This window comes from Micromonospora costi (genome assembly GCF_003626655.1).
Lineage (GTDB): Bacteria > Actinomycetota > Actinomycetes > Mycobacteriales > Micromonosporaceae > Micromonospora > Micromonospora costi.
In genome coordinates this window covers 1674589-1695028 of the sequence record NZ_RBAN01000001.1, presented here as the reverse complement: position 1 = coordinate 1695028, position 20440 = coordinate 1674589, and the positions used below count along the sequence as shown (strand labels likewise).

Annotated in this window: 18 protein-coding genes; 9 read left to right on the top strand and 9 right to left on the bottom strand. The window is 73.4% G+C overall.

Annotated features, from left to right (window positions below; all coding sequences use genetic code 11):
• Positions 1 to 112: 112 nt before the first annotated feature.
• Both D7193_RS07645 and D7193_RS07640 read left to right on the top strand, forming a co-directional pair.
• A complete protein-coding gene (locus D7193_RS07645; protein ID WP_120778581.1) occupies positions 113 to 1696 on the top strand; it encodes an acyl-CoA mutase large subunit family protein in 1584 nt (527 codons plus the stop codon).
• A gap of 617 nt (positions 1697 to 2313) precedes the next feature.
• Positions 2314 to 3573, top strand: a complete 1260-nt coding sequence (locus D7193_RS07640; RefSeq protein ID WP_120778580.1) for an amidohydrolase — start codon at positions 2314 to 2316, stop codon at positions 3571 to 3573.
• Here the strand turns inward: D7193_RS07640 and D7193_RS07635 are convergent.
• On the bottom strand, positions 3530 to 4489 hold the full coding sequence (locus tag D7193_RS07635) for a DUF4349 domain-containing protein (protein WP_120778579.1): 960 nt from the start codon (positions 4487 to 4489) through the stop codon (positions 3530 to 3532). The two genes, D7193_RS07640 and D7193_RS07635, sit on opposite strands and share 44 nt — an antisense overlap.
• Before the next feature lie 115 nt (positions 4490 to 4604).
• On the opposite strand from D7193_RS07635, the gene D7193_RS07630 reads away from it, so the two are divergent.
• From D7193_RS07630 to D7193_RS07615, 4 genes are read left to right on the top strand one after another with little or no spacing between them, the layout of a single operon-like run.
• Positions 4605 to 5231, top strand: coding sequence for an MBL fold metallo-hydrolase (locus D7193_RS07630; protein ID WP_120778578.1), 627 nt, complete (start codon positions 4605 to 4607; stop codon positions 5229 to 5231).
• Between the two features lie 4 nt (positions 5232 to 5235).
• Entirely contained in the window at positions 5236 to 6204 is a 969-nt protein-coding gene (locus tag D7193_RS07625; RefSeq protein WP_120778577.1) for a hypothetical protein, read from the top strand.
• Positions 6205 to 6259: 55 nt separating this feature from the next.
• The gene (locus D7193_RS07620; RefSeq protein WP_120779338.1) at positions 6260 to 7021 is read left to right on the top strand and encodes an SCO6745 family protein; all 762 of its coding nucleotides are present in this window, start codon (positions 6260 to 6262) and stop codon (positions 7019 to 7021) included.
• Between the two features lie 48 nt (positions 7022 to 7069).
• Positions 7070 to 8053 carry a GNAT family N-acetyltransferase gene (locus tag D7193_RS07615; protein ID WP_120778576.1) on the top strand — a complete coding sequence of 328 codons (984 nt, stop codon included), beginning with the start codon at positions 7070 to 7072 and terminating at the stop codon, positions 8051 to 8053.
• 120 nt (positions 8054 to 8173) lie between these two features.
• Here the strand turns inward: D7193_RS07615 and D7193_RS07610 are convergent, their stop codons facing one another.
• Positions 8174 to 8629, bottom strand: coding sequence for a gamma-glutamylcyclotransferase (locus D7193_RS07610; RefSeq protein WP_120327610.1), 456 nt, complete (start codon positions 8627 to 8629; stop codon positions 8174 to 8176).
• A gap of 106 nt (positions 8630 to 8735) precedes the next feature.
• Here D7193_RS07610 and D7193_RS07605 point away from each other — a divergent pair, with 106 nt between their 5' ends.
• Positions 8736 to 10139, top strand: coding sequence for an NAD(P)H-quinone dehydrogenase (locus D7193_RS07605; RefSeq protein WP_120778575.1), 1404 nt, complete (start codon positions 8736 to 8738; stop codon positions 10137 to 10139).
• Here the strand turns inward: D7193_RS07605 and D7193_RS07600 are convergent.
• Together D7193_RS07600 and D7193_RS07595 are read right to left on the bottom strand one after the other, a co-directional pair.
• Entirely contained in the window at positions 10117 to 10860 is a 744-nt protein-coding gene (locus D7193_RS07600; RefSeq protein ID WP_120778574.1) for a DUF998 domain-containing protein, read from the bottom strand. The two genes, D7193_RS07605 and D7193_RS07600, sit on opposite strands and share 23 nt — an antisense overlap.
• Before the next feature lie 72 nt (positions 10861 to 10932).
• Positions 10933 to 11640 (bottom strand): DedA family protein, encoded by a 708-nt coding sequence (locus D7193_RS07595; RefSeq protein WP_120778573.1) that lies wholly within the window; start codon positions 11638 to 11640, stop codon positions 10933 to 10935.
• A gap of 618 nt (positions 11641 to 12258) precedes the next feature.
• Between D7193_RS07595 and thrS the strand changes: the two genes are divergently transcribed.
• Positions 12259 to 13473, top strand: a complete 1215-nt coding sequence (gene thrS / locus D7193_RS07590; protein WP_120778572.1) for a threonine--tRNA ligase — start codon at positions 12259 to 12261, stop codon at positions 13471 to 13473.
• 5 nt (positions 13474 to 13478) lie between these two features.
• Here thrS and D7193_RS07585 read toward each other — a convergent pair whose 3' ends face one another.
• From D7193_RS07585 to D7193_RS07570, 4 genes are read right to left on the bottom strand one after another with little or no spacing between them, the layout of a single operon-like run.
• Positions 13479 to 15536, bottom strand: a complete 2058-nt coding sequence (locus tag D7193_RS07585) for an ABC transporter ATP-binding protein (RefSeq protein ID WP_120778571.1) — start codon at positions 15534 to 15536, stop codon at positions 13479 to 13481.
• Positions 15533 to 17269, bottom strand: a complete 1737-nt coding sequence (locus D7193_RS07580) for an ABC transporter ATP-binding protein (protein ID WP_120778570.1) — start codon at positions 17267 to 17269, stop codon at positions 15533 to 15535. The genes D7193_RS07585 and D7193_RS07580 overlap by 4 nt, the downstream gene beginning before the upstream one ends.
• Positions 17263 to 17745: a MarR family winged helix-turn-helix transcriptional regulator gene (locus tag D7193_RS07575; RefSeq protein WP_241562842.1), complete on the bottom strand. Its 483-nt coding sequence runs from the start codon at positions 17743 to 17745 to the stop codon at positions 17263 to 17265. Before D7193_RS07575 ends, D7193_RS07580 begins: the two co-directional genes overlap by 7 nt.
• Positions 17746 to 17770: 25 nt before the next feature.
• A complete protein-coding gene (locus tag D7193_RS07570; RefSeq protein WP_120778569.1) occupies positions 17771 to 18217 on the bottom strand; it encodes a DoxX family protein in 447 nt (148 codons plus the stop codon).
• 79 nt (positions 18218 to 18296) lie between these two features.
• On the opposite strand from D7193_RS07570, the gene D7193_RS07565 reads away from it, so the two are divergent.
• The gene (locus D7193_RS07565; protein ID WP_120778568.1) at positions 18297 to 18860 is read left to right on the top strand and encodes a TetR/AcrR family transcriptional regulator; all 564 of its coding nucleotides are present in this window, start codon (positions 18297 to 18299) and stop codon (positions 18858 to 18860) included.
• Positions 18861 to 18872: 12 nt separating this feature from the next.
• On the opposite strand, the gene D7193_RS07560 is transcribed toward D7193_RS07565, so the two are convergent.
• The gene (locus D7193_RS07560) at positions 18873 to 20312 is read right to left on the bottom strand and encodes a GuaB1 family IMP dehydrogenase-related protein (RefSeq protein WP_120778567.1); all 1440 of its coding nucleotides are present in this window, start codon (positions 20310 to 20312) and stop codon (positions 18873 to 18875) included.
• Positions 20313 to 20440: the final 128 nt, after the last annotated feature.

Below are 20440 nucleotides of genomic sequence, written 5' to 3'. Positions count from 1 at the left end.
TTTATCGAACTCGACGTTACGTGCCGAGCCGTTCACCTGTCGTTGACCTTCCCCGACGCAGTGTGCGGAATCCCTCACCCGGGGCCGCGGCGGCTCGTCCTACCATCCGGGGATGAGCGAACGGCGGTCAAGCGAGTCCGGTTTCCCCATCCAGGGCGTCTACACGGCGGCCGACCTCCCGGAGAACCTGGACTCCCGGCTGGGCGCACCGGGCGAGTTCCCGTACACCCGCGGGGTCTACCCGACGATGTACACCTCCCGCCCGTGGACGATGCGCCAGTACGCGGGCTTCGGCACCGCCACCGAGTCCAACGCGCGCTACCACCAGCTGCTGCGGGCCGGCACGATGGGCCTCTCCGTCGCCTTCGACCTGCCGACCCAGATGGGCTACGACTCGGACGACCCGATCGCGCACGGCGAGGTCGGCAAGGTCGGGGTGGCCATCGACTCCATCGAGGACATGCGGCTGCTCTTCGACGGCATCCCGCTGGACAAGGTCTCCACCTCGATGACGATCAACGCGCCCGGCTCGGTGCTGCTCCTGCTCTACCAGCTCGTGGCCGAGGAGAACGGCGTACCCGGCTCGGCGCTGAACGGGACCATCCAGAACGACATCCTCAAGGAGTACATCGCCCGGGGGACGTACATCTTCCCGCCGAAGCCCTCGCTGCGGCTGGTCGCCGACACGTTCGGCTACTGCCGCAAGGAGGTGCCGAAGTGGAACACCATCTCCATCTCCGGCTACCACATGGCCGAGGCCGGCGCGAGCCCCGCGCAGGAGGTCGCGTTCACCCTGGCCAACGGCGTGGAGTACGTCCGTGCGGCGCTCGCCGCGGGCCTGGCGGTGGACGATTTCGCGCCTCGGCTGTCGTTCTTCTTCGTGGCCCGCACCACCCTGATCGAGGAGGTCGCCAAGTTCCGCGCGGCCCGGCGGATCTGGGCCCGGCTCATGCGGGACGAGTTCGGCGCGAAGAACCCGAAGTCGATGATGCTGCGCTTCCACACGCAGACCGCGGGCGTGCAGCTCACCGCGCAGCAGCCGGAGGTCAACCTGGTCCGGGTCGCGGTGCAGGGGCTCGCGGCGGTGCTCGGAGGCACGCAGTCGCTGCACACCAACAGCTTCGACGAGGCGATCGCGCTGCCCACCGAGAAGGCGGCCCGGCTCGCGCTGCGTACGCAGCAGGTGCTGGCGTACGAGACCGACCTGACGGCCACCGTCGACCCGTTCGCCGGGTCGTACGTGGTCGAGGCGATGACCGCCGAGCTGGAGGAGGCGGCCACCGAGCTGATGGACCGGGTCTTCGACCACGGTTCGGCGGTGGACGCGATCGAGGCCGGCTTCCAGAAGCGGGAGATCGAGCAGTCCGCGTACCGGATCGCCCAGGAGATCGACTCGGGTGAGCGGGTGGTGGTCGGGCTGAACCGGTTCCAGATCGACGAGGAGGAGCCGTACGAGCCGCTGCGGGTCGACCCGGCGATCGAGGCGACGCAGGGGCAGCGCCTCGCCGAGCTGCGGCGCACCCGGGACGCGGGCGCGGTCGAGCGTGCGCTCGACGAGCTGCGGGCCGCGGCCTCCGGGAGCGAGAACGTGCTCTACCCGATGAAGGAGGCGCTGCGGGCCCGGGCCACGGTGGGCGAGGTCTGCGGGACGCTGCGGGAGGTGTGGGGCCAGTACCGGCCCAGCGACCGGTTCTGACGGGGCCCGGAGGCGGGCCGGCCCGTCCCCGGCGTCCGTACGGCCGCCCGGCGCCACGCGCCGGGCGGCTGTCGTGTTTCTGCTGGTCAGCGGCTCGATCATCGCCTCCTCGGGGAGCTACAGTCGGAGCAGGTCCCCGGCCGGCGAGGCGTCGCCCGCTCCGGGGCGGCGCGGCCCCGACCGGCGTCCGGCGTGTGCCCGTGAGGTTTGCGGGTACCCCGGCCGGGTGAACGGGAACGGACACGGTGTGCGGTTCCGCCGGACCGGCGCGTGTGAGCGTCTGTTCCGGCTCGTTGCGGAGTGTGGTCGGCGAATTGGCGGAGTGTCAGTTCATCAAGCTGACTAATGCGACAATTCGCAACGAAGGCCCGCGTGGGGGCGCGCGAATTCGTGACCGCCGAATCGGTTACGCGTTGTAGGAGGTGAGCCGGCGGATGGCAGCGTCCGAACGCGATCTACCTGCTGTCCCGCGGATCTCCGAGCGCCCCCAGCAGGGCATTCGTGACGCTGTGCGCTCCGATCACTACCGGAACGAGGTTGCGCAGCGTCACCGGCGGAGGTCTAGGCTGTCTGCTGTTCCTGATGATCCATCCATCTCTAGTGATCGAGAATTCGACGTGACGAGTGCGTTGACGCTGCCGACCGGCAGCCAGCTGGCGTCGCCCTGGCCGGAGACGCCATCCGGGTCCCTACCGCTGCCGTTCGAGCTGGACCAGTTGCTCGCGCTCCGCGTACCCGGGCTCATCGCCACACGTCGTCACATCCACGCCCACCCGGAGCTGTCCGGCAACGAGTTCGACACCGCCGCCCTGGTCGCGCGGGAACTCGCCCTCGCGGGCCTCAACCCGCGGATGCTGCCCAAGGGCAACGGTGTCCTCTGCGACATCGACGGCCGGCCCGACGGCCCGGTGATCGCCCTGAGGGCCGACATCGACGCGCTCCCGCTGACCGACGTCAAGGACGTGCCGTACCGCTCCACCGTCGACGGGGTCTGCCACGCCTGCGGCCACGACGTGCACACCACGGTCATGCTCGGCGTCGGGATGCTCCTGGCCCACCTCGCCGCGCGCGGCGAGCTGGACGGCCGCGTCCGGCTCATCTTCCAGCCGGCCGAGGAGATCCTGCCCTGCGGCTCGCTGGAGGTCATCGGGGCCGGCGGCCTGGACGACGTCGTGCAGATCTTCGCGCTGCACTGCGACCCGAACCTGCCGGTCGGCCGGATCGGGCTGCGGGTCGGCCCGATCACCGCGGCCGCCGACAACGTCACCGTCCGGCTGACCGGGCCGGGCGGGCACACGGCCCGCCCCCACCTGACCGTCGACCTGGTCGACGCCCTCGGCCGCCTGGTCACCGAGGTGCCCGCGCTGGTCAGCCGCCGGGTGCCGGCCAACAGCGGGCTGCTGCTGGTGTTCGGCCACGCCCAGGCCGGCACCCGCTACAACGTGATCCCCTCCGAGGCGTGCGCGTCCGGCACCCTGCGGGTGCTGGACCGCGACACCTGGGAACTCGCCCCGAAGATCGTCGGCCAGGTCGTGCGGGACGTGATCGCCCCGACCGGCGCCACCGTCGACCTGGAGTACCTGCGCGGGCGCCCGCCGGTCAGCAACGACGCCCGGGCGATCCAGGTGCTCACCGCGGCCACCACCGCGGCGCTCGGGCCGGAAGGCGTCGCGGAGACGCCGCAGAGCATGGGCGGCGAGGACTTCTCCTGGTACCTGGAGTACGTCCCCGGCGCCCTCGCCCGGCTCGGCGTCGGGCGGTCCGGGCCCAACGTCGACCTGCACCGCGCCTCGTTCGACGTGGACGAACGGGCCATCCCGGCCGGCGTACGCGTCATGGTGCAGACCGCGCTGCGGGCACTGGAGGCGGCGCGCTGACCGGTGGCTCCGACCGCCGGCGCCGCCGCCGGCGCAGCGCCACGAGGAGCACCGCCAGCGGTACGCCGAACGCGACCAGCCACGGCAGCACCGCGCCGAGCACGGTCAGCAGCAGGGTCATCGAGACCAGGAAGACCCGCCAGCCGTTGCTCAACCCGACGAGGAAGCCCAGCTCGGTCTCCTCGTCCGCCGTGGTCACGTCCTCCCCCACGAGGGTCAGCGTGATGGTGGACAGGGCGGTCAGGTCGGCCAGGCGGCGCTTCTTCGCCTCCAGCGAGGCGAGGTCCGCCTCCCGCTTGCCGAGCTCGCTCTCCAGCGACACCAGCTCGGTGATCGTGGTGGCCCGGGCGAGCAGCCGCCGGGCGCTGTCCACCCGGGCGCGCTGCGTGGCAATCCGCGCGTCCAGGTCGACGGTCTCCTCCGTGACGTCCTCGGTGTGGACCTCACGCCGTTCCTGCCGACCCAGCTTCGCCAGCTCGTCGACCACGGCCGTGAACCGCGCCGCCGGCACGCGCAGTTGCAGCTCGCTCCGCGCGTCGGCGTCGGCGCTGGTGCGCTGGTCGGCGCCGACGAAGCCGCCTGCCGCCGTGACCATCTCGACCGCGCGCCGCGACTTGCCGTCCACATCGTCCACCCGGATCAGCATCGTTCCGGTGTAGATGATCGACCGCTGGTCGACGCGCAGGTCGGGTGAGCCCGGCGCGCCGGTGCCTGGTGCGCGGGCGCCCGGCGCGCCGGCACCCGCCGCGTCGCGGTCGGCGGCGCCTCCGTTCGCGCTGTCGGCCGCCGGGCCCCGGGCCGAGGTGGCCTCGCTGCCGCTGTCGCCGGACGCGCTGCAGCCGCCCAGGGCCAACGCCGCCGTCAATCCCATCGCCGCCAGCGCCACACTGCGACGCCGGGTCGTCCGTCCGTCCATCCCCGCTCCCGTCTCCGTCCGCCCGGGTGGGCGATACCTCGGACGCGGCGCGCCAGCACGCCGGTTCCGGCAGACTGCGCTCAGGACGTCACGATTCGATAATCGAGGAGTCACGATGCAGCTCACCAAGTACGCCCACTCGTGCGTCCGGGTGGAGCACGACGGGGGAGTGCTGGTCATCGACCCCGGCATGTTCAGCGACCCGGCGGCGCTGGACGGCGCGGACGCGGTGCTGATCACCCATGAGCACCCGGACCACCTGAACGCCGAGGCGGTCACCCGGCAGCTCGACCGGCGGCCCTTCGTCGTGCACGGGCCGGCCTCGCTCTCCGCCGCCCTCGGCGACGCGGCCGAGGTGTTGCGACCGGTCCAGCCGGGCGACTCGTTCACCACGGCGGGGGTGGCGATCCGCGCGTACGGGGGGCGGCACGCGGTGATCCACCCGGACATCCCGGTGGTGGAGAACGTGGGTTACCTGGTCAACGACGTGGTCTACCACCCGGGGGACTCGCTCGTCGTGCCCGACGTGCCGGTCGACACGCTCTTCGCGCCGATCCATGCTCCCTGGAGCAAGTTCTCCGAGGTGGTCGACTTCATCCGGGCGGTCGCGCCGCGCCGGGCGTACGCGCTGCACGACGCGCTGCTCAACGACAACGGCTACGCGGTCCTCGACCGCCAGTACACGGCGCTCTCCCGCACCGACTACCGGCGGCTGGAGCCCGGTACGCGGCTGGACGCCTGAGGCGATGCCCGGCCCCTCACCCGAGCTGGTCCAGCAGCTCTACAGCACGCCCCCCGACCGGTTCGTGGCAGCCCGCGACGAGGCCGTGGCCGAGGCACGGCGTGCCGGGGATCCGGCGACCGCCCGGCAGATCGCCCGGCTGCGCCGTCCCACGGTGGCCGCGTGGCTGGTGAACCTGCTCGCCATCCGCCGGCCCGACCTCGTGGCCGACCTGGTGCAGCTCGCCGAGTCGCTACGGTCCGCCCAGCGGGAGCTGCGCGGTTCACGCCTGCGGGAACTCTCCGCGCAGCGGCGGGCGGCGGTCGGCGCCCTCGTGGCCGAGGTGCGCAAGCTGGCCGCGAAGGAGTCCGGCGCCCCGTCGGCCGGGAAGCTGCCGCTGGCCGAGGTGGAGGCGACCCTCAACGCCGCGCTCTCCGACACGGAGGTGGCCGAGCAGGTGCAGGCCGGTCGGCTGCTGCGGGCCGCCAGCTACGCCGGGTTCGGCGAGGTGCCCCGGCCACAACTGCGCCTGGTCACCGGCGGCGAGGAGGAGGAAGAGGAGCGCCGGCCCCGGAAGGAGGCGGGCCGGGCGCCCGCCCAGCGGGCACCGGGGGACCGGGCGGCCGAGCGGGCCGCGGAACGGGCCGAGCGGGCGGCACGGGCCGAGCGGGCGCGCCAGCGCCGGGCGCTGGAACGCGAGCTGGCGAAGGCGCGTACCGACCAGGAGCGGGCCGAGGGGGAGCTGGCGGACGCCGCGCAGGCCGAGCGGGACGGCGCGACCGCGCTCGACGACATCGAGACCGAGCTGGCCGAGCTGGAACGGCGACGGGCGGTGGCGGAGCAGGAGCTGAGCCGGGCCAAGCTGGCCCGTCGCGGCGCGGAGCGGACCCTCACGGCGGCGCGCCGGCGCACCGGAGAGGTCGAGGCGGCCATGGAAGCGCTGGAGGCCGAGGAGGAGGGGGCTGCCGGGACCGGCGGTGGCGAGGCAGACTGACGTCGATGGACGGACGTGAGGTGCGGGCCGGCGCCGGCCGGCACGGGTGGCGCCGATGACCCCGGAGCAGGTAGCCGCCGTCAGCAAGCCCCTGGTGCTCGACCTCGGCGAGGCGTACACCCGCTGCCCGGTCACACTGCGCCGGGCGCGGCTGCTCGGCATCTCCGGTTGGGCCTTCTACGTGAGCGGCCGGGCCGGGGCCCTCGGCGACGTACGCGCCGAGACGGTCGCCGCCGCGCTCGGCTTCCTCGCGCCGGACGCGGTGGCGGACGGCTGGGACGGGGCGGCGCGGACGGTCCGGCCGTTCGAGGTGGCCGCCGCGTCGCTGGCCGAGTGCTGCCGGTGGGGTGCGGAGCAACTGGACGGCGTACCCCGCATCGACCGGCTCGCCGTGCTGCTGGAGCGCGCGGTCGCCGCGGCCGACGCGAGCGGGATGCCCCTCTTCGCCGCCTGGCGGGCCATGCCGGTCCCCGGGCGGTCGGCCGGCGCCCGCGCCGCCGCGGCCCTGCGGCTGCTCCGGGAACACTTCACGGGCGCATACCTGCTGGCCGTCCGGGCGGCCGGGATGACACCACTGGAGGCGGTGCTCGCCGGGCCGGACGGGGAGACGGGCGCCATGGCGTGCGGCTGGCCGCCCCCGTACCCGGCGGTCGGGCCGCTGGTCCGGCGCCGGCTGTGGGCCGAGGCGGTAACCGACCGGCTGGCCGCGCCGGCGTTCGCGGCGCTCGGTCCCGTCGACGGCGCCGACCTCGTCGAGTTGCTCACCGCCACCCGGGCCCGGCTTGGCACGGTGGGGCGGTCGCACCCCGCCGTCTGAGCGGTAAATCGAAGGCGTCGGCGCTGCCGTCCTGTCAGGATCGGCGGCGTGACCCTCCCCGCTGGCTGGAGCGCGCGCCGGCCCATCCTCGACGACGTCCCGGCGATCCTCGCCGTGGTGCACGCCGCGGACACGTTCGCCGTCGGCTACCCGGACTTCGACGCCTCGGACGTCGAGGCGGCCCTGACCGCCCCGTACGTCGAGCCGTCCCGCGACTCGTGGCTGGCCCTGGACCCGGACGGCACGGTGGTCGGCTGGGCCAGCATCGACAACCCCACCGGCGTGGGCCGGGAGTTCGTCGAGGTCTACGTCGACCCGGAGCGCGGCGGGCAGGTGCGGGAGCCCTTGCTCGCCCGCCAGCTCGACCGCGTCGCCGAGCGGGCCGCCGAGCGCGGGCTGCCGGCGCTCACCGTCCGCTGCGCGGTCTTCGAGCCGGAGCGGGACTGGGACCGCAGCCTGCGCGACGCCGGTTTCACGCTCGCCAAGCGGTACGTGCGGATGCGCCGCACGCTGGCCGACCTGCCCGTCGAGCCACCACCGCCGCCCGGGGTCACGGTCCGCCCGGTCCGCTCCGAGGACGAGCGGGACCTGCGCGAGTTCCACCGGATCTTCGACACCGCGTTCCGCGACACACCCGACTACGAGCCCCTCGGCTACGCCGAGTGGCGCAAGAAGATCACCCAACACGGCACGACCTGGGACGAGTGGTTCGTGGCCGAGGTCGACGGGGTGCCGGCCGGCGCGCTCCAGTCGTCCGACCAGGCGCTCGACCAGGACGAGGGTTTCGTCCGGAGCCTGTCGGTGCTGCCCGCCTTCCGACGGCGCGGGGTGGGCGCCGCGCTGCTGCGCCGGGCCTTCGCCCGGTACGCCGAAAAGGGGCGCACCGCCGCCGGCCTGGGCGTGGACCTCACCAACCCGACCGCTCCGCTGTCGCTGTACCGGTCGGTGGGGCTGCGGGAGACCCGCTGGACCGACATGTACGAGCTGGTCGTCCCCGCCGCTGCCGTGCCGGCGCCGCCCGCGGGTGTGTGATGGACGACGCCGGCCGGGGCCGGCGGGCCGCCCCGCGGGCGCCGGTAGGAGACTGGCCGGGTGCGACACGCGCTGCGCGGCTTCCGGGGGACGCCGTGCTCCGGGCTGCCCCGGGGTCGGTCAGGCCGACGCCGTGCCGGTGGGGCGGGACCGCAGCTCGGTGACGTAGTCGTCCGGCGCGCCGGCCTTCTCGGCGGCGTTCGCGATCTCCGACAGGTACCACGAGGTCGGCAGGCCGCCCTCGTAGCCGTCGAAGACGTAGATCCAGGCGGTCACGTCCCCGTCGAGCGTGGAGATCCGGACGTGCAGCTTGCGGTACGTGCCGGAGGTCACGCCCTCGATCTCGTCGAGCTGGGCGGCGTCGTACGGGTGGATGTCGTAGAGCGCCACGAAGACCCGGTCGCCGGGGGACTCGACGACGGTGCTCACCGCGCCCTCCCAGCCGATGACGTCCTCACCGGCGAAGGTCAGCCGCCAGCCCTCCAGCCAGCCGGTGCCCACCATCGGCGAATGCGGGCAGTAGGCGCGCATCCGGCCGGGGTCGAGATTTGAGCCGTAGGCGGCGTGAAGACGCACGGCGATGACGATAGCCCGGCCGACGGGTGGGGGAGAATACGACGGTGCGTGTCGGACGCGTTCGGGAGAAGAAAGTCACTGTGAGCATCGACGAAGGGCGAGTGCTGTGAGCCGGATCGTGATCATCGGCGGGGGGCCGGCCGGCTACGAGGCGGCGCTGGTCGCCGCACAGCTGGACGCCGACGTCACCGTGGTCGAGGCCGAGGGCGCCGGCGGCGCCTGCGTGCTGTCCGACTGCGTACCGTCGAAGACCTTTATCGCCAGTTCCGAGGTGGTGACCGGCTACCGGGACACCGAGGAGTTCGGGGTGCACTCCGACGGGCTCGAGGCGGTCACCGTCGACGCGCAGGCGGTGCACCAGCGGGTCAAGCGGCTCGCGCTGGCCCAGTCGGCCGACATCCACGCCAAGCTCCTCAAGGCCGGGGTCACGTTCGTGGCCGGCAGCGCGCGGCTCGGCGAGGACACGCTGGGTCACACCCACCGGGTGGTCGTCACCCCCGCCGACGGCGGCGCCGAGTACACGATCGACGCGTCCACCGTGCTGATCGCCACGGGCGCCACGCCGCGCCAGCTCCCCACCGCGCGTCCGGACGGCGAGCGCATCCTGACCTGGCGTCAGGTGTACGACCTGCCGGAGCTTCCCGAGCACCTGATCGTGGTCGGTTCCGGCGTGACGGGCGCCGAGTTCGCGAGCGCGTACCTCGCCATGGGGATCGAGGTCACGCTGGTCTCCAGCCGTGACCGGGTGATGCCGCACGAGGACGCGGACGCCGCCGCGGCCCTCGAACGGGTCTTCCGTGGCCGGGGGATGAGCATCCTCAACAACTCCCGCGCGGCGGCTGTGCGGCGCACCGAGGCCGGCGTCGAGGTCGAGCTCTCCGACGGCCGCATGGTGCAGGGCTCGCACGCGCTGATCACCGTCGGTTCCATCCCCAACACCGCTGACCTCGGCCTCGCCGAGTACGGGGTGGAGCTGTCCCCGGGCGGCTACGTGACCGTCGACCGGGTGTCCCGGACCAACGTGCCCGGCATCTACGCCGCGGGCGACTGCACCGGTGTGCTCGCGCTGGCGAGCGTGGCGGCCATGCAGGGCCGGATCGCCATGTGGCACGCGCTCGGTGAGGCGGTCCGCCCGCTGCGGCTGCGCACCGTCGCCGCGAACGTGTTCACCGACCCCGAGCTGGCCAGCGTGGGCGTGTCCCAGGACGAGGTGGACGCCGGCAAGGTCCCGGCCCGGCAGGTGATGCTGCCGCTGTCGGGCAACGCCCGGGCCAAGATGGACGACCTCGCCGACGGCTTCGTGAAGCTGTTCTGCCGGCCGGCCAGCGGTCAGGTGATCGGGGGTGTGGTGGTCGCCCCGAAGGCGAGCGAGCTGATCCTGCCGATCACGATGGCGGTCGAGAACAACCTCACCGTCAACGAGCTGGCCCAGACCATCACGATCTACCCGAGCCTCTCCGGCTCGGTCACCGAGGCCGCCCGTCAGCTCATGCTGCACGAGCTGGAGTGACCGGCCGCGCCTTCGCGTCGATCATGCAGTTGTGGTGGTCGTTTGCTGGTGCTTCGTCGCCTTTGTCGGGCACCACAACTGCATGATCGCGGGTGATGGGGCGGGCCACGGTCAGGGCCAGGACCGTGAGCGCGGCGACCTCGGTGAGGATGAGCATTCGTTCGACGAGGCCGATGAGCACCCGGTCGCCCGGGTACGCCGACCAGACCATGGCCACCGCGAGCACCACGCTGGCGACCGCGAACCCGCGTACCCAGCGCCCGGCGGGGGCGGGTAGCCGGGCGGCGAGCAGCCAACCGCCGACGGGCAGGGCCAGGAACGCCACGACCGAGGCGTACCGGTGCACGTACGCGGCCGTGTCCATGGGCAGCCCGGGCTCGTTCGTCGGCACGACCGCGGCCAGCAGCAGGCCCAGGACCCAGGTCGTGAGGAGCGCCTCGGCCCAACCGAACGGGCCGCGCCCCGGCCCGGCCGTGGGGCGGCCGGTCGGCCGGGCCGCGGCCGGCCGCCGCAGCGGAGGCAGGAGTACGGCGGTGGCCAGCGCGAGCACCACCATCGCGGTGTCGATCACGCCACCCCGGTCGGAGACGGCGAAGTCGCTGACGGTCAGCGACCAGGGTGACAGGTCGTCGTTCACCTCGACGTGGCCGATCACGGCGAGCAGCGCCGCGAGGGCGATGCCGCCCAGGGCGAGCAGGCCGGCTGTGCGGGTTCCAGGCATGCCTCAGCCTGTCGCCGGAACCACCCGAAACGGATCGGGGCGGGCCACCGAATTCCCTCCCGGGGACCACCCCTAGGAGCGACCGGGGGGTGTGACCGGCCCGGGTTCCGTGATGTCGGGGTGTACCGGTAGGGCGGACAGCGCGACGTCCGTGTTGCCGCGGTCGCGCCCCAGCTTCACGGGGACGTCGGGATTGGCGCGGCGGGCGCTGACCATCGTCATGGCCCAGCCGGCGCCCGCGAAGCCGACCGCCGCCACGGCGGCGATCACCGCGAGCCGCCAGGTGGACTCGGTCAGCGCGGTGCCGCCCAGGTGGCCGACCAGCCCCCCGTACGTCGCCCAGCCCACCGCCGCGGTCGTCTCGTAGAGCAGGAAGAGCCGGTACGGGTAGCGGCTGCGGCCGGCCGAGAAGCAGGCCGCCATCCGGCCGCCGGGCACGAACCGGCAGAGCAGGATGACCAGCGGCCCGGGTCTTCGTAAGCCCTGGGTGACGCGGTCGGCGACCCGGCGGGTCCGGCTCGGCTCGGCGTGCCGGGGCGCCCGCCGGTCCGGGGCGGTTCGGCCCAGCAGGTAGCAGGCGAGGTCCCCGGCGAAAACCCCGGCCGCGCCCACGGCGATGGTCAGGGTCAGGTCCAGCCCGCCGTACACGGTGAGGGCGCCGCCGGTGATCATGATGGCCTGGGTGGGGATCACCGGGACGAAGGCGTCCGCGAGGAGCAGGCCGAGCAGCGCGAGGTACGCCCACGTCGGCGACGCGACGTCAGTGAGTAGTTCGGGCACGCCTGCCACCTCGCCGGATGCGGCCGATCGGATGTACCGAGCCTGACGGCGTGTCCGGCGTCACCGCTGACAGCCCTGGGCGGTGGTGACCATGGACACGGCAGGGCCACCCGGGTACAACGAGCCGGCACCGCTCCCGGTCACGGCCCTCGGTACGGTCGGCGGATCGGCGTCCGTCGGCGTACCGTTGTGGCCGCGCGGCCCCACGACCGTCGGGTCCCCCGTTCCTGACGACCGGGTCGCCCCGGGCCGCCGGCAGGTCCCGTGCCGGCGGCCCACCCTCTCCCGCCCCTCCGCCCGCGCCCGAGCCGGCCCCGAGCGGCCCGGACGCCCCGGGCAGGCCGAGCGCCCCGAGCGGCCGGTTCCCCCGAGCGCTGCGGGCGGCCTCAGCCAGGCAACGCCCCGATGCCCGGCCGCCCGAAAACCGGGTGCGCCCGCCGGCCGGCCGCGCGTACGGTCGCGCCATGCGCAGTGCGAACCTGACCACGACGCCGGGACACCCCGGCGTGCCGCACTGACGTTTCCGTCCACAAGGCCCCGGGGCGATCCGCCCCCGAGGGCCGTGCGGCGTTCGTGGAGCAGGTCGCCTCCGGGTCGTACCCCATGAGGGAGAGCGACATGATCGACCACCGCAAGCTCGGCCGGGAGCTGGAGCTGTTCGTCTCCGACCCCCTCGCGGGCGCCGGGCTGCCGATCTGGCTGCCAGCCGGCGCCGCGGCCCGGCACGCGGTCGAGGAGTACGTCCGGGAGCTGGAGCGCCGGGCCGGCTACCGGCACGTCTACTCGCCGCCACTGGGCAAGCGGGAACTCTTCGAACGTTCCGGCCACCTCGGCTACTTCGCCGACGACATGTTCCCGCCGATGCGGGTCTCCGCCGACGACGAGTTCGTGCTCCGGCCGGCGCTCTGCCCGCACCACGCGCTCGTGTACCGGGCGCGTGGCCGCTCCTATCGGGAGCTGCCGTTGCGCGTGGCGGAGCTGGGCGGGATGTACCGCTCCGAGCGCTCCGGGGTGCTCGGCGGCCTGTCCCGGGTACGCGCCATCTCGCTCAACGACGCGCACAACTTCTGCGCCCTGGAGCAGGTCGGGGAGGAGGTCGCCGAGATCCTGCGGCTCATCCGCGAGGCCCACGCGGCGCTCGGCGTCCGCCCGGCGGGGTACCGGTTGTCGCTGCGCGGGCCCGAGCAGCGGTACGTGGGCGACGACGCGCAGTGGGCCCGCGCCGAGGAGCTGCTGCGGGCCGCGCTGACCGGGATGGCGTACGTCGAGGCGCCCGGTGACGCCGCCTTCTACGGACCGAAGATCGACATCCAGATCGTGGACGCCGCCGGCCGGGAGTCGACCCTGTCCACCGTGCAGCTCGACTTCGACAAGCCGGAACGGTTCGACCTGTCGTACACCGACCGGGACGGGTCGCGCCGCCGGCCCGTGATGGTGCACCGGAGCCTGGTGGGCAGCATGGAGCGCCTGTTCGCGTACCTCATCGAGGTGCACGAGGGGGCCTTCCCGGCCTGGTACGCCCCCGTCCAGCTGGTGGTGCTGCCGGTGGACGACGGGCAGGCCGGCGAAGCGGCCGACCTGGCCCGCCGCGCCGAGGCCGCCGGGTTGCGGGTCGAGGTCGACGACGCCGGCTCGCTGGGCGCCCGGGTCCGGGAGGCGGCCCGGCGCCGGGTGCCGTACGTCGCCGTGATCGGTGCCCGGGAGGCGGCCGGCGGGCGGGTCGCCCTGCGGCTGCGCGACGGGCGCGGGCTGGACCCGATGCCCGTCGACGCGGCCCTCGGGCTGGTCACCGGTGTGGTGGCCGCCCGCTCCGCCGACCTGCTTCCCGGCTGACCGGCTCACGCCGACAGCGCCCCCTGCACCGGTGCCGGCCGGCGGGGGGCGCCGTCGGTGGGCTCGTCGGGCTCGGTGAGCGCGGACGTGAACTGCGACTGGTACAGCCGGTGGTACGCCCCCTGTGCGGCGAGCAGCTGCTCGTGCGTGCCCTGCTCGACGATCCGGCCGTTCTCCATCATCAGGATCAGGTCGGCGTCCCGGATGGTGGAGAGCCGGTGCGCGATCACGAAGCTGGTCCGGTCCGAGCGCAGCGCGGCCATCGCCCGTTGCAGCAGCACCTCGGTACGGGTGTCCACCGAGCTGGTCGCCTCGTCGAGGATCAGCAGCGACGGCTCGGCGAGGAACGCCCGGGCGATCGTGATGAGCTGCTTCTCGCCCGCGCTGACGTTGCTGCCCTCCTCGTCGATGAGCGTGTCGTAGCCGTCGGGCAGGCTGCGCACGAACCGGTCCACGAACGTGGCCCGCGCGGCGGCGAGGATCTCCTCCTCGGTCGCGTCCGGCCGGCCGTACGCGATGTTGTCGCGGATGGTGCCCGCGAACAGCCACGTGTCCTGGAGGACCATCCCGATCCGGCCGCGCAGGTCGTCCCGCCGCATGGTGGTGACGTCCACGCCGTCCAGGGTGATCCGGCCGGCGTCCAGCTCGTAGAAGCGCATGATCAGGTTGACGAGCGTGGTCTTGCCGGCGCCCGTGGGCCCGACGATCGCCACGGTGTGGCCCGGCTCGGCGACCAGCGACAGGTCCTCGATAAGCGGCTTGTCCGGCTCGTACCGGAACGAGACGTGCTCGAACTCCACCCGGCCGTGCGGCTCGACCACCCGGGCCGGCTCGGCCGGGTCGGGGCTCTGCTCGTCGGCGTCCAGCACCGCGAAGACCCGTTCCGCCGACGCCACCCCGGACTGAAGCAGGTTGGCCATCGAGGCCACCTGCGTGAGCGGCTGCGTGAACTGCCGCGAGTACTGGATGAACGCCTGCACGTCACCGAGGCTCATCGACCCCGAGGCGACCCGCAGGCCGCCCACGACCGCGATGGCCACGTAGCTGAGGTTCCCGATGAACATCATCGACGGCATGATGATTCCGGAGATGAACTGCGCGGCGAAGCTCGCCTTGAACAGCTGCTCGTTCTTCTCCGTGAACGCGGCCTCGACCTCCCGCTGGCGTCCGAAGACCTTGACCAGCTCGTGCCCGGTGAACGCCTCCTCGATCTGGCCGTTCAGCTCGCCGGTGTGCGTCCACTGGGCGATGAACTGCTTCTGCGACCGTTTGGCGATGCGCTGGGTCACCAGCACCGACAGCGGCACGGCGACCAGGGCCACGACCGCGAGCAGCGGCGAGATCCAGAACATGAAGCCGAGCACGCCCACGACGGTGAGCAGCGACGTGAGCAGTTGGCTCAGCGTCTGCTGGAGGCTCTGCGAGATGTTGTCGATGTCGTTCGTGACCCGGCTGAGCAGCTCACCGCGGGGCTGCCGGTCGAAGTACGGCAACGGCAACCGGTTGAGCTTCTCCTCGACCTCGGCGCGCAGCGTCAGCACGGTGCGCTGCACCACACCGTTGAGCAGCCAGCCCTGCCACCACATGAGCAGGCTCGCGGCGAGGTAGAGGCCGAGCGCGAGCAACAGCACCCGGCCGAGCGCCGTGAAGTCGATGCCCGCACCGGGCACCGGGTTCATCCGGGCCAGCATGTCCGCGTACGCGTCGTTGCCGGTGGCGCGGGCGGCCGCGATCGCCTGGTCGGTCGTGACGCCGGTCAGCTGCCGACCGATCACCCCGGTGAAGATCAGGTCGGTGGCGTGACCGAGGATCTTCGGCCCGGTGACGCTCAGCCCCACGCTCACCAGCGCCAGCGCGACGACCACGCCGAGCTGGAGCCGCTGCGGCCGGAGCCGGCCGAGCAGGCGCCGCGCCGACGGCCCGAAGTTCATCGACCGCTCGGCGGGCATCCCCGCCCCGAAGTGCGGACCGCCGCGCCCACCCCCGCCGCCGGGCAGGCGCCGCGGGGTCGCCCCGTCGCCGGACGGTTTCTGCGCGGGTACGGCAGACGCCCTGTCGGTCATGCCGTCACCTCCGCGGTCTGCTGCGAGGCCACGATCTCGGCGTACGTCGGGCAGCTCTCCAGTAGTTCTCCGTGTCGTCCCACTCCGACGACTCCCCCGTCCTCGAGCACGATGATCTGGTCGGCGTCGACGATCGTGGAGACCCGCTGGGCCACGATCACCACGGCGGCGTCCGCGGTGACCGGCCGCAGCGCCGCCCGCAACCGCGCGTCGGTGCCCAGGTCGAGCGCGGAGAACGAGTCGTCGAACAGGTAGATCTCCGGCTTCCGGACCAGGGCCCGGGCGATGGCGAGCCGCTGTCGCTGGCCGCCGGAGACGTTGGTGCCGCCCTGCGCGATCGGGGCCTCCAGCCCCTCGGGCATCTGGGCGACGAAGTCGGCGGCCTGGGCGATCTCCAGCGCGGCCCACAGCTCGTCGTCGGTCGCGTCCGGGTTGCCGTACCGCAGGTTGCTCGCCACCGTGCCGGTGAACAGGTACGGCCGCTGCGGCACGAGGCCGATCCGGCGCCACAGCTCGTCGGGCGCCAGTTCCCGGACGTCCACGCCGTCGACCAGCACGGCGCCGGCCGTGACGTCGACCAGCCGCGGGATCAGCGACAGCAGGGTGGTCTTGCCCGCGCCCGTGCTGCCGATGACGGCCGTGGTCGTGCCGGGCGTGACCCGGAACGAGATGTCCCGCAGCACCGGCTCGGCCGCGCCCGGGTACTGGAACCGCACCCCACGAAGCTCGAGTTCGGCGCGGGTCGTCGGGACCCGGGCGGCCGGGGCGGCGGGCGGCACCACCGACGTGTCGGTGTCGAGCACCTCGCCGATGCGCTCGGCGCAGACCGCCGCCCGGGGCACCATCATGAGCATGAAGGTGGCCATCATGACGGCCATCAGGATCTGCATGAGGTACTGGAGGAAGGCGGTCAGCGCACCGATCTGGATGGCACCGGAGTCGACGCGCTGCGCGCCGAACCACAGCACCGCGACGCTGGACACGTTGAGCACCAGCATCACGACCGGGAAGATCAGCGCCAGCAGCCGGCCCACCCGCAGCGCGGTCGCGGTGAGGTCGGCGTTGGCCACCCCGAAGCGCCGCGTCTCGTACGGCTCGCGGACGAAGGCGCGGACCACCCGGATGCCGGTGATCTGCTCGCGCAGCACCCGGTTGACCGTGTCGATCCGGGTCTGCATGAGCCTGAACCCGGGCACCATCCGGCGGATGACCGACGCCAGCGCGGCGGCGAGCACCGGTACGCAGACCAGCATCAGCCAGGACAGCCCGACGTCCTCGCGCAGCGCCATGACCACACCGCCGACGCTCATGATCGGTGCGGCCACCAGCATGGTGCAGCTCATCAGCACGAGCATCTGCACCTGCTGCACGTCGTTGGTGTTGCGGGTGATCAGCGAGGGCGCGCCGAACCGGGCGACCTCGCGGGCCGAGAAGCGGTTGACGTGCTGGAAGATCGCCGCCCGGACGTCGCGGCCGAAGCCCATCGCGGTCCGGGCGCCGAGGTAGACCGCCGCGATCGAGCAGACGATCTGGACGAGGCTGACGAGCAGCATCCAGCCGCCGGTCCGCACGATGTAGTCGGTGTCGCCACGGGCCACGCCCTTGTCGATGATGTCGGCGTTGAGGCTGGGCAGGTAGAGCGAGGCCATGGTGCCGACGAACTGGAGCAGCACCACCGCGGCCAGCGGTTTCGGGTACGGGCGCAGGTGGTCGCGGAGCAGTCGGATCAGCACCGCGGACCTCCCGTCTCGTCGGTGGGTTCGGTCATGCGCGGTTCCTCTCCACTGCCGATGACCTCCAACAGGAACTCGCGGATCACGGCCGCCTTCTCGGGGTCGGCGTCGACCGAGGTGAGCGGCCTCCCGGAGCGGATGAGGGCGCTGATCCCCGCCACCCGTTCGCGGCCGGCAGGGGTGATGGCCAGGCGTACGCTGCGCCGGTCGTTGTCGTCGCGCTGCCGCTCGACCAGCCCGTCGCGTTCCAGCGTGTCGATGATGCCGGTCAGCGTGGCCGGCCGGACGAAGCAACGCTGGGCCACCTCGCGGTGCGGCAGCGAGCCGGCCTTGTCGAGGGTCATGAGGGTGACCATGCCGGCCTGGGTGAGGTTGAACTTCTCGGCCAGGAAGCGGTTCCACCGCTGGCTGACCACGTGGCCCGCGACCGCAAGGAGGCGGCCCATCGGCACGTCGCGAAGGGTGACCAGATCCACGCGAAGTACCTTAGCCCCCTGATTGTCAGGGGCCAAACGAAATTACCGCCGCCGTGGCCACGAACACGACCTGGAGCGCGGTCCGCGGCGCCAGCGGGGTGACCGGCCGGCCCGCGAGGGTGAGCCGGCGCCGGGCCGCCGAGACGTTCGCCGGGAACATGGCGAGCATCAGCAGGCCGAGCCCCGCCGCCGCCCAGCGGGCCGTGGCGGGGATCAGCAGTGCCGCCGCGCCGGCCAGTTCCAGGACGCCGGTCACGGTGACCAGCAGCCCGGGGCGGGGCAGTCGCGGCGGCACCATGGCGACGAGGCCGGACCGGCGTGGTTCGGCGAAGTGGGCGATGCCGGTCAGGGCGAACATGGCGGCCAGGCCGACCCGGAGAGCGGGTGACCAGCCGTCCAGGGCGTCGAACCCGGCCAGCCCGGCGAGGCGGGCGAGCACGGTGCCGGCGAGCAGTGCGATCAGGGGGGCCATGACATCCTCCTCGTAAACTTGTCACCGACAAGATGCCGGGTCGCGTGCCATCTTGTCAATGGCAAGATAGGATCGCGTCATGAGTCCCACGCGTGGCTACCATCACGGCGACCTGCGCCGCGCCCTCCTCGACGCCGCCGCGGAGGTGATCGGCGAGTCCGGGCCGGCCGCCCTCAGCCTGCGCGACCTGGCCCGCCGGGCCGGCGTCTCGCACGCCGCGCCCGCACACCACTTCGGCGACAAGGCCGGCCTGCTCACCGCGCTCGCCGTCCAGGGGTTCGACCTGCTCGCCCAGACCCTGCGCGACGCGGGCGACGACCTGCTCGCCGCCGGCGTGGCGTACGTCGACTTCGCGGTGCGGCACCGCGCGCACTTCGAGGTGATGTTCCGGCCCGACCTCTACCGGGCCGACGCCGCGGAGGTGCGGGCGGCCAGCGCCCGGGCCGGCGACGTCCTGCGGGCCCGGGTGGCCGGGCTGCCCACCCGCGGGGGCGGCCCGGGCGACCCGGGGCGGGACGCCCTCGCCGCCTGGTCGATCGTGCACGGCTTCGCCACGCTGTGGCTGGCCGGAGCACTGCCCGACCGGCTGGGCGACGACCCTCGGGAGGCGGCCCGGGCGGTCATCCGCCGCCTCGTCGACTAGCCCGGTCCCGGCTCACCAGCTCGTCGGCAGCGGCATCCCCTCGGTGTAGCCGGCGGTGCTCTGCACACCGACGACGGCCCGTTCGTGGAACTCGGGCAGGTTCCGGGCGCCGGCGTACGTGAAGGCGCTGCGGACCCCCGCGATGATCTCGTCGATGAGGTCCTCCACGCCGGGTCGGGTCGGGTCGAGGTACATCCGGGCCGAGGAGATGCCCTCCTCGAAGACCGCCTTGCGGGCGCGGTCGTACGGGCTGTCGTCGGCCGTCCGCGCGCTGACCGCGCGGGCCGAGGCCATGCCGAAGCTCTCCTTGTAACGCCGGCCGTCCGGGTCGGTGTAGAGGTCGCCGGGTGACTCGTAGGTGCCCGCGAACCAGGAGCCGATCATCACGTTGGACGCGCCGGCCGCGAGCGCCAGCGCCACGTCCCGTGGATGCCGGACGCCACCGTCGGCCCACACGTGCCGGCCCAGGGCCCGCGCCGCGGCCGCGCAGTCGAGGACGGCGGAGAACTGCGGGCGGCCCACGCCGGTCATCATCCGCGTGGTGCACATCGCGCCGGGCCCGACGCCGACCTTCACGATGTCGGCGCCCGCCTCGACGAGATCGCGTACGCCTTCGGCCGTGACCACGTTGCCGGCCGCCACCGGCACCCCCGGCCCGAGCTTCCGGACCGCCCGCAGCGCGGAGATCATCCGCTCCTGGTGGCCGTGCGCGGTGTCCACGACCAGGGTGTCCACGCCGGCCTCCAGCAGCGCGGCGGCCTTGCCCGTGACGTCGCCGTTGATGCCGATCGCCGCGGCGATCCGCAGCCGGCCCCGGTCGTCCACCGCCGGCCGGTAGAGGGTGGCCCGCAGCGCACCCTGCCGGGTGAGGACGCCGACGAGCCGCCCGTCCGCGTCGACCACCGGCGCGAGCCGGCGGCGGCCCGCCGAGAGCCGGTCGAAACCGGTACGCGGGTCCGCGTCCGCGGGTACGGTGTGCAGCTCGGTGGACATCACGTGGCGCAGCTGGGCGAACCGGTCCACGCCCACGGTGTCCGCCTCGGTGACCACGCCCAGCGGCCGCCCGGCCTCGTCCACCACGATGACGGCGCCGTGTGACCGCTTCGGCAGCAGGTGGATGGCGTCGCCCACGGTGTCGGTGGGGCCGAGCGTGATCGGGGTGTCGTACACCAGGTGGCGCTGTTTGACCCAGGCCACGACGTTCGCGACCACCTCGATCGGGATGTCCTGCGGGATGACCGCGATCGCGCCGCGGCGGGCAACCGTCTCGGCCATGCGTCGGCCGGCCACCGCGGTCATGTTCGACACCACGAGAGGGATGGTCGTGCCCGTGCCGTCGCCGGTGGAGAGGTCGACGTCGAGGCGGGAGCCCAGGTCGGAACGGGCCGGCGCCATGAAGACGTCGTTGTAGGTCAGGTCGTGCGCGGGGACCGCGCCGTGAAGGAACCGCACCCGGCAATCATGGCTGGCCGTCGCCGAAGCTGCCGCCGCTGGTAGCGGAAAACACCTTCACCGGGTCCGTGCGGCGGCGCCGGCGGTGGTCCGGCGCTGTGCTGCGCCGCTGGCCGGGCCGGCGCCGG